Annotated in this window: 15 protein-coding genes; 12 read left to right on the top strand and 3 right to left on the bottom strand. The window is 73.2% G+C overall.

The features are described from left to right. Window positions 1–9: 9 nt before the first annotated feature. The 4 genes from ACFYM6_RS06125 (at window position 10) to ACFYM6_RS06110 (ending at window position 4,911) form a co-directional block, all read left to right on the top strand. On the top strand, window positions 10–888 hold the full coding sequence (locus ACFYM6_RS06125) for a helix-hairpin-helix domain-containing protein (protein WP_387272703.1): 879 nt from the start codon (window positions 10–12) through the stop codon (window positions 886–888). Further along, a complete protein-coding gene (locus ACFYM6_RS06120; RefSeq protein ID WP_387272702.1) occupies window positions 885–3,275 on the top strand; it encodes a ComEC/Rec2 family competence protein in 2,391 nt (796 codons plus the stop codon). The genes ACFYM6_RS06125 and ACFYM6_RS06120 overlap by 4 nt, the downstream gene beginning before the upstream one ends. Window positions 3,276–3,406: 131 nt before the next feature. Further along, a complete protein-coding gene (gene holA / locus ACFYM6_RS06115) occupies window positions 3,407–4,387 on the top strand; it encodes a DNA polymerase III subunit delta (protein ID WP_387272700.1) in 981 nt (326 codons plus the stop codon). Then, entirely contained in the window at window positions 4,384–4,911 is a 528-nt protein-coding gene (locus ACFYM6_RS06110) for a hypothetical protein (RefSeq protein WP_387272698.1), read from the top strand. The genes holA and ACFYM6_RS06110 overlap by 4 nt, the downstream gene beginning before the upstream one ends. 279 nt (window positions 4,912–5,190) lie before the next feature. On the opposite strand, the gene rpsT is transcribed toward ACFYM6_RS06110, so the two are convergent. Both rpsT and ACFYM6_RS06100 read right to left on the bottom strand, forming a co-directional pair. Continuing rightward, on the bottom strand, window positions 5,191–5,457 hold the full coding sequence (gene rpsT / locus ACFYM6_RS06105) for a 30S ribosomal protein S20 (RefSeq protein ID WP_387272697.1): 267 nt from the start codon (window positions 5,455–5,457) through the stop codon (window positions 5,191–5,193). A 113-nt stretch (window positions 5,458–5,570) separates the two neighbouring features. Next, complete coding sequence (locus tag ACFYM6_RS06100) at window positions 5,571–6,548, bottom strand: phosphotransferase family protein (protein ID WP_387272695.1); 978 nt, start codon at window positions 6,546–6,548, stop codon at window positions 5,571–5,573. 57 nt (window positions 6,549–6,605) lie between these two features. Between ACFYM6_RS06100 and ACFYM6_RS06095 the strand changes: the two genes are divergently transcribed. From ACFYM6_RS06095 to ACFYM6_RS06060, 8 genes are all read left to right on the top strand, one after another. After that, the gene (locus ACFYM6_RS06095; protein WP_387272826.1) at window positions 6,606–7,211 is read left to right on the top strand and encodes a DUF4240 domain-containing protein; all 606 of its coding nucleotides are present in this window, start codon (window positions 6,606–6,608) and stop codon (window positions 7,209–7,211) included. Continuing rightward, window positions 7,208–7,744, top strand: coding sequence for a DUF4240 domain-containing protein (locus ACFYM6_RS06090; protein WP_387272694.1), 537 nt, complete (start codon window positions 7,208–7,210; stop codon window positions 7,742–7,744). Before ACFYM6_RS06095 ends, ACFYM6_RS06090 begins: the two co-directional genes overlap by 4 nt. Window positions 7,745–7,838: 94 nt before the next feature. Continuing rightward, window positions 7,839–9,716 (top strand): translation elongation factor 4, encoded by a 1,878-nt coding sequence (gene lepA / locus ACFYM6_RS06085; RefSeq protein ID WP_387272692.1) that lies wholly within the window; start codon window positions 7,839–7,841, stop codon window positions 9,714–9,716. A 315-nt stretch (window positions 9,717–10,031) separates the two neighbouring features. Further along, window positions 10,032–10,313, top strand: coding sequence for a GlsB/YeaQ/YmgE family stress response membrane protein (locus tag ACFYM6_RS06080; protein WP_073839853.1), 282 nt, complete (start codon window positions 10,032–10,034; stop codon window positions 10,311–10,313). 227 nt (window positions 10,314–10,540) lie between these two features. Further along, the gene (locus ACFYM6_RS06075) at window positions 10,541–11,833 is read left to right on the top strand and encodes a sugar ABC transporter substrate-binding protein (protein ID WP_387272690.1); all 1,293 of its coding nucleotides are present in this window, start codon (window positions 10,541–10,543) and stop codon (window positions 11,831–11,833) included. Beyond that, window positions 11,830–12,813: a sugar ABC transporter permease gene (locus ACFYM6_RS06070; protein ID WP_357443931.1), complete on the top strand. Its 984-nt coding sequence runs from the start codon at window positions 11,830–11,832 to the stop codon at window positions 12,811–12,813. The genes ACFYM6_RS06075 and ACFYM6_RS06070 overlap by 4 nt, the downstream gene beginning before the upstream one ends. Next, window positions 12,813–13,643, top strand: a complete 831-nt coding sequence (locus tag ACFYM6_RS06065; protein WP_073839850.1) for a carbohydrate ABC transporter permease — start codon at window positions 12,813–12,815, stop codon at window positions 13,641–13,643. Before ACFYM6_RS06070 ends, ACFYM6_RS06065 begins: the two co-directional genes overlap by 1 nt. 96 nt (window positions 13,644–13,739) lie before the next feature. Beyond that, window positions 13,740–14,384 (top strand): MOSC domain-containing protein, encoded by a 645-nt coding sequence (locus tag ACFYM6_RS06060; RefSeq protein ID WP_387272687.1) that lies wholly within the window; start codon window positions 13,740–13,742, stop codon window positions 14,382–14,384. A 43-nt stretch (window positions 14,385–14,427) separates the two neighbouring features. On the opposite strand, the gene ACFYM6_RS06055 is transcribed toward ACFYM6_RS06060, so the two are convergent. Then, window positions 14,428–15,294, bottom strand: coding sequence for a hypothetical protein (locus ACFYM6_RS06055; RefSeq protein WP_387272685.1), 867 nt, complete (start codon window positions 15,292–15,294; stop codon window positions 14,428–14,430). Window position 15,295 lies beyond the last annotated feature (1 nt).

Here is a 15,295-nt window from a genome sequence, read left to right as displayed (position 1 = left end):
CCTCGCGCCGTGTCAGACGACGACGAGAGCGCGGTGCGCCGGCGGCTGTCCCGGCTGTTCACCCGGGACGCCCGCCGCGAGCCGGACTGGCCGACCTTCGACCTGCTCCCGGCGGCACCCGCCACGCCCCGACCGCGCGTACCCGGGGAGCCGGGCCGGCGTTCCGATGCGGTCGTGCCGCCGGTCACCGGCTCCGCCGAGGCGGACGGGCCGGAGCCCAGCCCGGACCCGTCGTCGCGGCTCTCCCGGCTGCCCGGGCCGGGCGCGTTCGATCCCGGTCGGCGGGGTGTCCGGGCGCTGGCCGTCGTCGCCGTCGTCGTGGTGCTGGTGGCCGGGGTCTGGGCCTGGCGGTCCCGCCCGCACGCCGAGCCGGTCCGGCCGGTGTCGACGGTGGCCGCCGCGGACGAGCCACCGCCGTCCCCGGTCGCCTCGTCCGGGGCGAGCGGCGAGGTGGTGGTCGCGGTTGCCGGCAAGGTACGCCGACCGGGCCTGGTCCGGCTGCCCGCCGGCTCGCGGGTCGGCGACGCCCTCGAGGCGGCCGGTGGCGCGCTGCCCGGTGTGGACGTGGCCCTGCTCAACCCGGCCCGCAAGGTCACCGACGGCGAGCTGATCCTGGTCAGCGTGGCCGCACCGCCCGGCCAGCCGGCGCAGCCCGACCAGGCGGCGGGCCCGGCGGCCCAAGGTGGGGCGCCCGCCGGTCCGGTCAACCTGAACACGGCCACGCTGGCCCAGCTCGACGCGCTGCCCGGCGTCGGCCCGGTGCTCGCCCAGCGGATCCTCGACCACCGGGAGCGGCACGGCGGCTTCCGGTCGGTCTCCGACCTGCGCCAGGTCGAGGGCATCGGCGATGCCCGGTACGAGCAGCTCAAAGAACTGGTGACGGTGTGAACCCCGCGACCGACACCGAGGCTCGCGAGGTACCCGATCTGCGGCTGGCCGGGCTGGCGGTGGCCGCCTGGCTGGCCGCCCTGGCCGGCCTGCACCTCACCGCGGCGGCGACGGCCACCGTGGCCGCGGTCGCCGGCGGCCTGGCCACCCTCCTCGGCCTCCACCTGTGCGGCCTGCTGGGCCGGCCGGCCGTCCCGGTCCGCCGGCTCGGCTGGATCGCGGTGGCCGTGCTGCTCGGGGTGGTCTGCGGCGCAACCGTCACCGCGGCCCGGGTCGCGGTCCGCGACGCCGCCCCGGTGCGGGCGCTCGTGCAGGAGCGGCCCCTGGTCACCGTCGAGCTGGTGGTCCGGGACGACCCGCGCCCGATCCGGGGCGTCGCCGGCCGGCCGGCCACCGTGCTCCTCCGCGCCGACCTGCTCCGTCTGACCGACTCCACCGGCCGGCAGGTGGCCGGATCGGTGCGGGGCCTGGTGCTGGCGAGCGATCCGGCCTGGCGGACCCTGCTGCCGGGGCAGCGGGCGACCGCGCGGGGACGGCTGATGGCCCCGCGCGGCGGGGACCTGACCGCAGCCGTGCTCTCGGCGACCGGGTCGCCCACCCTGCACGGCCCACCGCCCTGGGTGCAGCAGGCCGCCGGCGCCCTCCGGGCCGGGCTGCAACGCGCGTGCGAGCCGCTCCCCGACGAGCCGGGCGGGTTGCTGCCCGGCCTGGTCGTGGGCGACACCAGCCGCCTGCCGCCGGCGGTGGAGGAGGACTTCCAGACCACCGGGATGACCCATCTGAACGCGGTGTCCGGCTCGAACGTGGCCATCGTCGTCGGGGCGGTGCTGCTGCTCGCCCGCTGGGCCCGGGCCGGTCCCCGGACCGCCGCCGCGCTCTGCGTAGTCGCCCTGGTCGGGTTCGTGATCCTGGTTCGGCCGTCGCCGAGCGTGGTCCGCGCCGCGGCGATGGGAGCCATCGGCCTGGCCGCGCTCGCCGCCGGCCGATCCCGGGCCGCGCTGCCGGCCCTCGCCGCCGCGGTCACCGTGCTGGTGCTGGTCGACCCGGAGCTGGCCGGGGACCCCGGTTTCACGCTCTCCGTGTGCGCCACCGCCGGGCTGCTGCTGCTCGCTCCCGGGTGGCGGGACGGCCTGCGCCGGCGGGGCGTACCGGCAGGGCTGGCCGAGGCGCTCGCCGTGCCGGCCGCCGCCCAGCTCGCCTGCGGTCCGGTGATCGCCGGCCTGTCCGGCACGGTGAGCCTGGTCGCGGTGCCGGCGAACCTCCTGGTGGTGCCGGCCGTCGCGCCCGCCACCGTGCTCGGCGTGCTCGCCGCCGTGGCGTCGCCGGTCTGGCCGGCGGGTGCCGAGTTCGCCGCCTGGCTGGCGAGCTGGCCGGCCTGGTGGTTGGTGACGGTGGCCCGGCAGGGGGCCCGGTTGCCCGCCGGGACGCTGCCCTGGCCGGGCGGGGTGACCGGCGCCCTGCTGCTGGCCGCCCTGAGCGTGGCCCTGCTGCTCGCCACCCGCCGGCCGCTGCTCCGGCGGCTCGTCGCGGTCGGCGCGGTCGCCGCGGTGCTCGGCGCGCTGCCCGTCCGGCTGCTGGCCGCCGGCTGGCCACCGGCCGGCTGGGTGGTGGTGGCCTGCGCGGTGGGGCAGGGCGACGCCGTGGTGCTGCCGGTGTCCGCCGGCCGGGCGGTGGTGGTTGACGCCGGCCCGGACCCGGCCGGGGTGGACGGGTGCCTGCGCCGGCTCGGTGTACGCGAGGTCCCGCTGCTGGTGGTCAGCCACTTTCACGCCGATCACGTGGGCGGCATCGCCGGGGTGTTCCGGGGCCGACGGGTGGCGGACGTGGTGACTCCGCAGTGGGCGGAGCCGCCCTACGGCGTGTCCCAGGTACGCGCCGCCGCGCGCGATGGCGGCGCCGCGCTGCGTGCCGTCCCGGCGGGCTGGCGGTGGCGGGCCGGGGGAGCGGAGCTGGCCGTGCTCGGTCCGCCGTACCCGCTGCGGGGCAGCCGGTCGGATCCGAACAACAACTCCCTGGTGCTGGCGGCCACGGTGGCCGGGGTGCGGATCCTGCTGCCCGGCGACGCCGAGACGGAGGAGCAGCGGGCCCTGCTGGAGAGCCTGCCGCCCGGTGGCGTCCGGGCCGATGTGCTGAAGGTGGCCCACCACGGGTCGGCCTACCAGGATCCGGAGTTCCTGGCGGCGGTCCGGCCCGCCGTCGCCCTAGTGTGCGTGGGCGCGGACAACGACTACGGGCACCCCAACCCGGGCCTGCTGGACCGGCTAACCCGGGCCGGCGCGCGGGTGCTGCGGACCGACACGGACGGGGACGTCGCCGCGGTCCGGGACGGGTCCGGCCTCGCGGTGGTGGCTCGGGGCGTGGGGCCGGGACGCCGGGGTGGCCGGTGACCCCGGCGGATCGAAGCGGATTGTTGGCATAGCAGGCGGATCGACTCAAATGTCTGGATTCGCGCTGAGTGCAGGCTGTGCCGTCACAGTCACCGATGAGCAGGCACGATCCGGTCGGGGGCCGTGCGAATATGGGCGACGTGACCCCCGCCAGCCTGCCTCCTATTCTGCTCGTTCTCGGCGACGAGGAACTGCTCGCCACGCGAGCGGTCTCCGAAGCCGTCGCCCGGGCCCGCAGCGTCGACCCGGACGTGGACGTCCGCGAGTACCAGGCCGGCTCCCTGACGGTGGGCGAGATCGCCGAGATGCTCAGCCCGTCGCTGTTCGGCGGCTGCCGAGTGCTCGTGCTCCGCTCCGGCCAGGACGCCCGCAAGGATCTGGTCACCGCGCTGCTGGCATACGCGAAGAACCCGGACCCGGACGTGCAGCTCGTGGTGTTGCACCTCGGTGGCGCGAAGGGGAAGGCGTTCGCCGACGGGCTGCGCGCGGCGGGCGCGACCGTGGTGCCCGCGGCGAAGCTCAAGGGGCACCGCGAGCGGGTGGCCTTCGTGCGGGACGAGATCCGCCGCAGCGGGGGCAGGTGCACCGAGGACGCGGCCGAGGCGCTGATCGCCGCCGTCGGCACCGACCTGCGGGAGCTGGCGGCCGCCTGCGCCCAGCTCGTCGCCGACACCGACGGCCGGATCGGGGCGGACACGGTGGCCCGCTACTACCGGGGCCGGGTGGAGGTGACCGGCTTCACCGTCGCCGACGCGACCATGGTCGGTGACGTCCCGGCCGCCCTGGAGGCGTTGCGCTGGGCGCTGCACGTCGGTGTCGACCCGGTGCCGATCGCCGACGCGCTCGCCGACGGGGTCCGGACGGTGGCCCGGGTCGCCTCCGCCGGGCGGGGCAGCCCCTATCAGCTGGCCAGCAGCCTGGGCATGCCGGCGTGGAAGATCGAGCGGGCCCAGCGGCAGGGGCGGGGCTGGACCCCGGAGGGCCTGGTGGCGGCCATGCGGGCGGCCGCCGAGTGCAACGCGGCCGTCAAGGGTGGCTCCGACGACCGGGCGTACGCGCTGGAGCGGGCGGTCTTCTCGGTCGCTGCGGCCCGCCAGGGTGGCGCCCGGTGACCCGACCCGCCCGGTCCTGGGCGACGGTCCCGGCCGACGCGGAGCGGTACCGCCCGCTCTATGCCCGGGTCCTCGGGCTGCGCTTCGTCAACCCGGGCGGGGTGCTCTGCTTCCTCTTCTTCGAGGGGGCGGTGGCGCTCGCCGTGCTGCTCGCCCTCGCCGAACTGGTCACCTGGTGGGCCGTGCTGGTGCTGCCGGCGGCGGTGGCGTTGATGGTGAAGCTCAACGACATGGTCGCCGAGATGGTGATCCACACCGCGGCCCAGGTGCCGGAGCAGGAACGGGACCGCTTCCGCCGGCAGATCGAACCGGTGGTCGGGCGGGCCCGCGTGCCGTCGACGGCCCGGGCGCTGCCCGGCGCGGCCCACCCGGGCGACCTGACGCTGCGAGCGGCCCACCCCGGCGACCCGGCGCTGCGAGCGGCCCACCCGGGCGACCCGGCGCTGCGAGCGGCGGCCCACGCCGGCGACCCGCTGCGCCGCCCAGAGGGAGCGGACCCCACCCGCCCCGACCCGTTCCGCTGACCAGCCCGCCCGTCGCGCCGACCCGCCCCGACGCCCCGCCGGCCGCCGGCGTTCAGGCAAGGTCCGGGCAACTTCCCTGAACCTGCTGCCTCCCAGCCTGGTGAGACGGCAGGTTCCCTGATGTTGCTGAGGCGGCAGGTGCCCGACCGTTGCCGCCTCGCCGAGACGGCGGCAGGGTCCGGTGAGATGGGCGGAAGGCCGCCGAGGGCCCGGAACGCGGACAGCCGGAAGCCCCGGGGCGGGTGCCCCGGGGCTTCCGGTCAGGTCTGAAGGCGCTCGTCAGGCCGAGAACGTGGCGACGCGCTGGGCGATCGCCGACTTCCGGTTGGCCGCCTGGTTGGCGTGGATGACGCCCTTGCTGGCAGCCTTGTCCAGCTTGCGGGTGGCATCCCGCATCAGGGTGGTGGCCAGCTCGGTGTCGCCAGCCTCGGCAGCCTCGTTGAACTTTCGGATGGCGGTCTTCAGCGACGACTTGACCGACTTGTTACGCAGCCGGCGCTTCTCGTTCTGCCGGTTGCGCTTGATCTGGGACTTGATGTTCGCCACGCGACAGCCTCGTCTTGATAGCTCGGGTTGGTCTGCTTTCGCGCACGACGAGCATGCGTCATCGCCGCGCGAAAAGCCAGGTTACCAGGTCGGCCGGGACGAGCCAAAACGGCTCAGGTCCAGCCCCGCCGTGCGGCCAGCCAACCGAGTGCCTGCTCGCCGCTCCACCGCTGGTGGGCGCGCATGTGCGGGGAGGCGGTCGACGGGCCGGCGGCGGCGCTGGTCAGGAAGTATCCGGACAGCGCCGCGAGGGTCACGTCCAGCGCGTCGGCGGGGGCGTCGGCGGCCGCCGGGTGGGTGGCGAAGGCGACGTCCACGGCCAGGCCGCTGGCGTACCCGGTGATCAGCAGGCTGACCAGATCGAACCAGGCCGGCCCGTGACACAGCCAGGTCCAGTCGCAGAGCCACGCGCGGCCGGCCGGGTCGATCAGGAGGTTGTCCACCCGCAGGTCGCCGTGGACCAGCCCGCCGGTGGCCGCGTACCCGGGAAGGCGGGACTCCAGCGCGACCAGCGCCGGGAGCGGGGCCCAGGCCGGCAGCTCCGGCGCGGGCTCGCGGCCGGCGGCCACCTCGCCCCACCAGAGGATGTCGTCCCGGGCCAGGTCGGCGAGGCGGGGCAGCCCGAGCGCCACCAGCTCCGCCGGCGGCTCGGCGAGCGCGGCGGCCACCTCGGCGTACGCGGCGAGGGCGGCGTCCAGCTCGGCCGGGTCCCAGGGCAGCCGGGGGATCCGCCCGTCGACGGCGTCCAGGGCGAGCGCGTACCAGCCGGCCTCGGTCAGCGCCCAGCGCGGGCGGGGGACCGGCAGCCCGGCGGGGAGCCGGGCCAGGATCGCGGCCTCGTGGAAGTACCAGCCGGCCAGCTGCCGCTGGGTGTCCAGCGCCGCCGCCTTGACGAAGGTCCGGCCGCCGTCGGGACCGGTGAGCACCGCGGCGAAGCCACGGGTGAAGCCGGCGCCGGCCACCCGGACCGCCACCGGGGGCCCGCCGAGCCGGGCGGCCACCGCCTCCCGCAGCCCGGCCGGCAGCCCGGCCCAGTCGGGGCGGACGGCGGTCGCCTCGTACGGCACCGGGGGCAGCGAGATCGGTGGCACGTTCCCATGCTGCCGGACGGAGTGTCGTACCGCGCTGGCAGCATCCGGGCCGTGGAGATGGACGAGTTCTGGGCGCTGGTCGAGGCGTCCGCCGACGGCGCTCGGACGCCCGACGAGCGGCTGGCCTGGCTCACCGACCGGCTGGCCGGCCGGCCCGCCGCCGAGGTGGTCGACTTCGCGCTGCGGCTGGACGAGCTGCGGGGTCCGGTCGACACCTGGCGCCTCTGGGGTGCCGCGACGCTGATCTTCGACGGGTTCTGTTCTGACGACAGCTTCCACTACTTCCAGCCGTGGCTGATCGGCCTCGGCCGGGGGGCGTACCACCGGGTGGTGGCCGATTCGGACGCGCTCGCCGACCTGCCGCAGGTCCGTCGGCTGGCCGGCCGTCCTTCGCGGGACTGGGCCGACGACGAGTGGCCGGACTGGGAGTGCCTCGACTACGTGGCCGACGAGGCGTACGAGCGGATCACCGGCGTGCCGGAGAGCCTGGACGACGCGGTGTCGGCCCGGGGTCGTGAGCTGCGCAGTTCGCCGCAGCCGGTGGACGAGGCGTGGGCCGTGTCGGACCCGGCCGAGCTGAGTCGCCGGTACCCACGACTCGCCGCGCTGTTCCCGCTGCCCGGCCGGGGCCGGGGGTCGGTCTGGGAGACTGCCACGCCATGAGGACCGACGACTTCTGGCAGCTGATCGACCGCGCCCGCGCCGGCGGTGGGGGCGAGCCCGCAGCGGTCGCGGCCCGCGCGGTCGCCCTGCTCGCCGAGCGGGACCCGACGGAGATCGTCGGGTACGCCCACCACCAGCGGCGGGTGCTCGCCGCCTCCTACCGGGTCGACCTCTGGGGCGCGGCCTACCTGATCAACGGGGGCGCCTCCGACGACGGCTTCGAATACTTCCGGGGCTGGCTGATGACCCAGGGCCGGGCGGTCTTCGCCAAGGCCGTCGCCGACCCGGACTCCCTGGCCGAGCTGCCGCAGGTCCGGGCCGCCGCGCTCAGCGGCGAGGAGTTCGAGTGCGAGGACATGCTGGCGGTGCCCTGGGAGGCGTACCGGAAGGCAACCGCGACCGAGCTGCCGGCGGACCGTGACCCGGTGCCCGTGCCCGACCTGAACGACTTCTGGGACTTCGACGACGAGGAGGAGGCGCGGCGGCGGCTGCCCCGGCTCGCCGCCCTCTTCGTGGAGCCGCCGGAGGAGTGACCGGGGGAGGACCGGCTTTCCCGGCGACGTGGGAGCATAGAGGGGGCCGGCGTCGCGCCGGCCCGCTCACGTCAGCCGACCAGAACGGACCGCTGTGCCACCGACGCTCGATCCCGGCGCGAACGCTCCTGGTGCCACCGACCCGGCGCGCATCAGGAATTTCTGCATCATCGCCCACATCGACCATGGGAAGTCGACCCTGGCCGACCGGATGCTGCAGCTCACCGGCGTGGTCGATCCGCGGCAGATGCGTGCCCAGTACCTCGACCGGATGGACATCGAGCGCGAGCGCGGCATCACCATCAAGAGCCAGGCCGTCCGCATGCCGTGGACCGTCCGGGAGGGCGACCGGGCGGGCGAGAGCGCCGTGCTCAACATGATCGACACCCCGGGCCACGTGGACTTCACGTACGAGGTGTCCCGGTCCCTCGCCGCGTGCGAGGGCGCGATCCTGCTGGTCGACGCCGCGCAGGGGATCGAGGCGCAGACCCTGGCCAACCTCTATCTGGCCCTCGAGAACGACCTGCACATCATCCCGGTGCTCAACAAGATCGACCTGCCGGCCGCCCAGCCGGAGAAGTACGCCGAGGAGTTGGCCCACCTGATCGGCGGCGACCCGGCGGACTGCATCAAGGTCTCCGGCAAGACCGGCGAGGGCGTGCCGTACCTGCTGGACGAGATCGTCCGGCAGTTCGTGCCGCCGGTCGGCGAGGCGGACGCCCCGGCCCGCGCGATGATCTTCGACTCGGTGTACGACGTCTACCGGGGCGTGGTCACCTACGTCCGGGTGATCGACGGCCGGATCGAGGCCCGCGACCGGATCAAGATGATGTCCACCGGCGCCGTGCACGAGCTGCTGGAGATCGGCGTCATCTCGCCGGAGATGGTGAAGGCCAACGCGCTCGGCGTCGGCGAGGTGGGCTACCTGATCACCGGCGTGAAGGACGTGCGCCAGTCCCGGGTGGGTGACACGGTCACCATCAACACCCGGCCGGCGACCGAGGCGCTGGGTGGCTACAAGGACCCGAAGCCGATGGTCTACTCGGGCCTCTACCCGATCGACGGGTCCGACTACCCCAACCTCCGTGAGGCGCTGGACAAGCTCAAGCTCAACGACGCGGCGCTGACGTACGAGCCGGAGACCTCGGGGGCGCTCGGCTTCGGCTTCCGCTGCGGCTTCCTCGGCCTGCTGCACCTGGAGATCATCCGGGAGCGGCTGGAGCGGGAGTTCAACCTCGACCTCATCTCCACCGCGCCGAACGTGGTCTACCGGGCCATCCAGGAGGACGGCGAGGAGATCGTGGTGACCAACCCGAGCGAGTACCCGACCGGCAAGATCGCCGAGGTGTACGAGCCGACGGTCCGGGCCACCGTGCTCACCCCGAACGACTACGTCGGCGCGGTGATGGAGCTGTGCCAGGGCCGCCGGGGCAGCCTGCTCGGCATGGACTACCTCTCCGCGGACCGGGTGGAGCTGCGCTACACCCTTCCGCTGGCCGAGATCATCTTCGACTTCTTCGACCAGCTCAAGAGCCGCACCAAGGGGTACGCCTCGCTGGACTACGAGCCCTCCGGCGAGCAGGCCTCCGATCTGGTCAAGGTGGACATCCTGCTGCACGGCGAGCCGGTGGACGCGTTCAGCGCCATCGTGCACAAGGACAAGGCGTACAACTACGGCACGACGATCGCGGCCAAGTTGCGCACCCTGATCCCGCGCCAGCAGTTCGAGGTGCCCATCCAGGCCGCCATCGGCAGTCGGGTGATCGCCCGGGAGACGATTCGCGCCATCCGTAAGGACGTGCTCGCGAAGTGCTACGGCGGTGACATCAGCCGTAAGCGCAAGCTGCTGGAGAAGCAGAAGGAAGGCAAGAAGCGGATGAAGATGGTCGGCCGGGTGGAGGTTCCGCAGGAGGCCTTCATCGCCGCCCTCTCCTCCGACTCCGGCGACGGCAAGCCCGCCGGCAAGAAGTAGGCCCTCGCCGTACGCCGACGCATGGCCGGCGCCCCGCCACGGTGACCTGTATCCGGGTCCCGCGGGCGGGGCGCCGGCCTTTTCGCGTACCCGGAGGTGAATTTCCGTCCCGGGGACGCCGCACCGTCCGATCGGGTCGGCACCCCACGCCACCTGCGCAACCGTCCCGTCGGGGAAACGGATCCGGGCCCAGGTATCGACCGGGTGCCATCGGTCGGGCGGCAGATCGGTTTGGGTTTTCGGCCGGTCGGGAACTTAGCGGTCACGACAGACAACACACGACAACGTGTGGCAGATATTAGGAGGAGAGCGACCATGACCGTCACCGGAATCATCACCGCGCTCATCGTCGGTCTGATCGTCGGCGCGCTGGGTCGCCTGGTCGTGCCGGGCCGCCAGAACATGCCGATCTGGCTGCACATGCTGATCGGCGTGGGCGCGGCGCTGCTCGGCACGGTGCTGGCCCGGGCCCTGGGCATCGCGACCGAGACCGCCGGCGTCGACTGGATGGAGTTGCTGGTCCAGGTGGTGCTGGCCGCGATCGCCGTGGCCCTGGTGGCCGGGATCGGTGGTCGGCGCAGCGTCTCGCGCTACTGACCCACACCCCCGACCCCCGGAAACGCTGAAGCGGGCGCCCGACCTGGTCGGGCGCCCGCTGGCGTGTCCGGCCTGACCTGCCTGGACGTCACCCCTGCCGCCGGAGCCGCGGGCTGCGATACCGTCGCCAGGCCCCGCCCGCACACTGCCCCCTGTCGTAAAGGAATTTTTCCTACTAAGGTGCGGCGGAGAAGGTTAGTGCCAAACGGCGCGAGGGAGATATAGGCGTGAACAGGTGGAAGCGGCTGGCGCCGGTCACCGCCATCGTGGCCTCGGCCGCGATGGTGCTCGCCGGTTGCGGTGGCTCCGGGGACGACGAGAAGGCCGCGGACAACAGCAAGCTGACGGTCTGGATGATGGGCGAGGGCGGCGACGCCCAGACCAAGTTCCTCGACAGCGTCGAGGCCGAGTTCAAGAAGAAGCACCCCGAGACCGACGTGGTGGTGCAGTACATCCCCTGGCTGGAGGCGCCGAAGAAGTTCCAGGCCGCCCTGGCCGGCGGTGAGGGACCGGACGTCACCGAGCTGGGCAACACCGAGACCCAGGGCTGGGCGGCCCAGGAGGCGCTCGCCGACGTCACCGACAAGTTCAACGGCTGGGCCGAGGGCAAGGACATCCTGCCCGACCTGGTGAAGAACGCCCAGCTCGACGGCAAGCAGTACGGCGTGCCGTGGTACGCCGGCGTACGCGCCATCTACTACCGCACCGACTGGTTCGCCGAGGCCGGCGTGCAGCCGCCGACGACCTGGGAAGAGCTGGTCGCCGCCGCCAAGACGGTGCAGGCCAAGAAGCCGGGCAAGTACGGCATCGCCCTGCCGGGCAACTCGGAACTGCCGTTCTACTCCTTCCTCTGGGCCGCCGGCGGGGAGATCGCCACCAAGCAGGGCGACACCTGGAAGTCTGGCTACAACACCCCGGAGGCGCAGCGGGCGGTCAAGTTCTGGACCGACCTGGTGACCGTGCACAAGGTCGCCCCGCCGGCCGCCGCCGGCTGGAACGAGGTCGACGCCCGGACCCAGTTCGCGACGGGCAACGCCGCCATGGCGTTCGCCGGTAGCTGGCAGGGCGGCGCGATGAAGAAGGACAACCCGGACATCGAGAAGGTGTGGGGCACGTTCCCCATCCCGGGTCCGGACGGCAAGCCGGCCCCGGCCTTCGCCGGCGGTTCCGACATCGCCCTGTGGAAGGACAGCAAGCGGCAGGCCCTGGCCTGGGACTACCTGACCGTGCTGCTGAGCAAGCAGAAGGACCAGGAGTTCGCCAGCAGCCTCGGCTTCTTCCCGGTCTACAAGGACCTCGTCGGCGGCGGCAACTACGCCAACGACAAGGTGATGGGGGCGTTCGCCACCGCCATGCAGAACACCAAGCTGACCCCGCTCACCCCGAAGTGGGTCGAGGTCAGCCGGACCAAGACGGTGACCCAGGCCATGAACAGCTCGGTCATCAAGGGCCAGAAGACGGTCGAGAAGGCCACCGCCGACGCGGCCACCGAGATGGAAAGCATCCTCAACGCCAAGTGACGACGCTGACCGAGGCCACCGGGACGGGCGCCGCGCGGGAGACCCCCGCGCGGCGCCGCCGCCGGGTGGACCATCTCCCGTACCTGTTGCTCCTGCCCTGTCTGGCGGTCATCGCGGTACTGCTGCTCTGGCCGCTCGGTCAGGTCGTGATGATGTCCTTCTACAAGTTGGACAGTGTCCGACAGTTGCGGGGGGACCGCGAGTGGCCGTGGGTGGGCCTGGCCAACTACGCGCAGATCCTCGGCGATCCGTTCTTCCGTACGGTGCTGCGCAACACCGTGCTCTTCGCCGTGGTGACCGTGGTGCTCACGATGATCATCGGCACCCTGGTCGGGCTGCTGCTCAACCGCCTCGGCAAGAAGATGGCGACCTTCGTCGCCAGTTGCGTGATGCTCGCCTGGGCCACCCCGGCGCTGACCGGCACCATCGTCTGGAAGTGGATTTTCGACGACACCAGTGGCCTGGTCACCTGGCTGTTCAACAAGCTGCCGGACGGGCTCTCCACCACGCTCTTCGGGCGCAGTGACTGGACCGGCTACGGCTGGTTCAACGACCCGCTGCTGTTCTTCGCGATCCTGACCCTGGTGGTCGTCTGGCACTCGTTCCCGTTCATCGCGGTGAGCGTGCTGGCCGGGCTGAAGAGCGTGCCGAGCGAACTGCAGGAGGCGGCCCGGGTGGACGGGGCCGGGCCGTGGCGGGTCTTCTGGTCCGTCACCTTCCCGATGCTGCGCCCGGTCTTCGGCATCCTGGTGGTGCTCTCCACCATCTGGGACTTCAAGGTCTTCACCCAGCAGTTCGTGCTGGCCGGCGGCACCCAGGACCGGTCGACGTTCATGCTCTCGATCTACTCGTACGCGGAGGCGTTCTCGCCGCCGCCCAAGTACGGCCTCGGGTCGGCGATCGCGGTCATCCTCACCCTGATCCTGCTCGCGGTGACCGCCCTGTACGTCCGCATGGTGCTCCGGCAGGAGGACGAGTAGTGAAGAAGATCGCCCTCAACGGTGCCGGCCTGCTGGTCGCGCTCTTCGCGGCCTTCCCGGTCTACTGGATGGTCGCCACCTCGCTGAAGCCCAACCGGGAGATCTTCTCGGCGACCCCGCGTCCGGTGCCGGCCGAACCCACCCTGGAGCACTACCGGGAGATCCTCACCGGGAACCTGATCCCGGGCGTGACGTTCACCGACTTCTTCCTCAACAGCGCGCTGGTCGCGGTGGCGACCGTGCTGCTGAGCGGACTGGTCGCGCTGCTCGCGGCGACCGCGGTGGCCCGGTTCCGGTTCCGGCTGCGGACCACCTTCCTGATCCTGCTGCTCGTGGTCCAGATGATCCCGCTGGAGGCGCTGGTCATCCCGCTGTTCCTGATGATCCAGCGGCTCGGGCTCTACAACACCCTGCCCAGCCTGATCCTCACGTACCTGGGCTTCTCGCTGCCGTTCGCGGTGTGGATGCTGCGCGGCTTCGTGGCCGCGGTGCCGAAGGAACTGGAGGAGGCGGCGGCAATCGACGGCGCCAGCCGGGCCCAGACCTTCCGCCGGATCCTCTTCCCGCTGGTCGCGCCCGGGCTGGTGGCGACCAGCATCTTCTCCTTCATCACCGCCTGGAACGAGCTGATCTTCGCGCTGACCTTCGTCAACGACCAGCACAAGTACACCCTGCCGGTGGCGATGACGTTCTTCTTCGGCCGGGACGACACCGCCTGGGGTTCGGTGATGGCCGCCTCCACACTGTTCACCCTGCCGGTGATCGTCTTCTTCCTGCTGGTGCAGCGCCGGATGGTCTCCGGCCTGGTCGCCGGGGCGGTCAAGGGCTGAGGGGCACGGAACGCGCCCTGCTTGACGCGTCCCGTCGAGCAGGGGCCCCGCTCGGCGCGGTTCCTGCGCCGGGAGTGTGCCCGTAGGCTGACCGCCATGACGGGCAGGCTGGCGGCGGTGAACCTCGGCGTGGTGACCGAGGCGGAGTGGGCGGGCGACCCGAGCGGCCGTAGCGGGATCGACAAGCGGCCGGTCGACGGCCCGGTGCTGGTCCGGTTCGACGGGGTCGCCGGCGACTTCATCGGCGAGCGGGCCCACCACGGCGGCCCCGACCAGGCGGTGTACGCGTACGCCGCGGAGGACGCCGGCTGGTGGGCCACCGAGCTGGGCCGGCCGCTGCGTCCGGGCGCCTTCGGCGAGAACCTCACCACCTACGCGGTGGACGTCACCGGGGCGGTCATCGGCGAGCGGTGGGCGGTCGGCTCCGCCCTGCTGGAGGTGACCAAGCCGCGCACCCCGTGCACCACCTTCGCCGGTTTCTGGGGCGTACCGGACCTGATCAAGCGGTTCACCGTCCGGGCCGCGCCCGGGGCGTACCTGCGGGTGCTGCGCGAGGGGGAGACCGGCGCGGGCGACCTGGTGGAGGTGGTGGAACGCCCGGCGCACGGGGTGACCATCGGCGAGATGTTCCGGGCGACCACGCTGGAGCCCGAGCTGCTGCCCCGGCTGGCCGACGTGCCGGAGCTGCCCGAGCCGATCCGGGCGAAGGTCCTTCGCCGCCTCGGCGCCGCCGGCCGCTGACCGGCGTCGGCCCCGGCTGGCGGCCGCGCTGCCCGGGCCCGGGTCACGTGGCGGCGAAGACCTCCGCCAGCACCTGGGTCGACGCGGTCCGGCTGCCCTTCACCTTGTCCCAGGTGCCGTGCTCGGCGGTCCACTCCAGGTCGCCGAAGCGGACCCGCTTCACCCCGTGGTCGTCGGCGTGGGAGACCAGCCAGTGGGCGTACCGCCAGCCGTTGCGGCTGTCCGCCGCCGGGACGGCGAACCCGGTCAGGTCGGTCGGTGGGGTGAGGCCGGACAGCCCCCAGTCCAGGGTCAGGCTCTCCACCAGGGCCGTCGCCGCGGCCGGCCCGCGCATCGTCGGCGTCAGCCCGACGGTGCAGGCCACCGCGGCGGTCGCGTCGCCGAGCAGCGCGCGGGTGAGGACCTCCGACTCGTCGGCCCACTTCTGGTACGCCTCGGGGTAGGCCGACCGCTGCACCCGCTGCGCGGCCTCGGTGACCCGCATCTCCTCCCAGCCCCGGACCTTCTTCAGCGCGGCATAGAACTTCCTCGCCGCGTAGCGCGGGTCCTGGACCTGCTCGGGGGTGCCCCAGCCCTGGCTCGGGCGCTGCTGGAACAGGCCCAGCGAGTCTCGGTCGCCGTGCGCGATGTTGCGCAGGTGCGACTCCTGGTACGCGGTCGCCAGCGCCACCACCACGGCCCGCTCGGGCATCCGCCGCTGCACCCCGATCGCCGCGATCGTGGCCGCGTTGGCCATCTGCTCGGCGCTGAGCACCACCCGCCCGTCGGCCTGCACGGTGCAGGTCCGGCTGGCCATCGGCAGGCGGAGGTGCTGCCCGAACTGCTTCGTGACGAACCAGACGCCGAGCAGGGCGACGACCGCCACCACCACACCGCCTGCCACGACTGCAACCCGAGTTCGCACCCGCACC

This window comes from Micromonospora sp. NPDC006431 (assembly GCF_042870725.1).
Taxonomy (GTDB): Bacteria; Actinomycetota; Actinomycetes; order Mycobacteriales; family Micromonosporaceae; genus Micromonospora.
The sequence above is the reverse complement of the archived record's forward strand: the minus strand, read 5'-3'. Positions and strand labels throughout refer to the sequence as shown.

Bases quoted from the DNA above. Each gene is read 5' to 3' on its own strand.
- ACFYM6_RS06090 (WP_387272694.1), top strand. From the start codon at position 7,208: ATGAGGACCGACGACTTCTGGCAGCTGATCGACCGCGCCCGCGCCGGC.
- ACFYM6_RS06080 (WP_073839853.1), top strand. From the start codon at position 10,032: ATGACCGTCACCGGAATCATCACCGCGCTCATCGTCGGTCTGATCGTC.
- ACFYM6_RS06095 (WP_387272826.1), top strand. From the start codon at position 6,606: ATGGACGAGTTCTGGGCGCTGGTCGAGGCGTCCGCCGACGGCGCTCGG.
- ACFYM6_RS06060 (WP_387272687.1), top strand. From the start codon at position 13,740: ATGACGGGCAGGCTGGCGGCGGTGAACCTCGGCGTGGTGACCGAGGCG.
- holA (WP_387272700.1), top strand. From the start codon at position 3,407: ATGGGCGACGTGACCCCCGCCAGCCTGCCTCCTATTCTGCTCGTTCTC.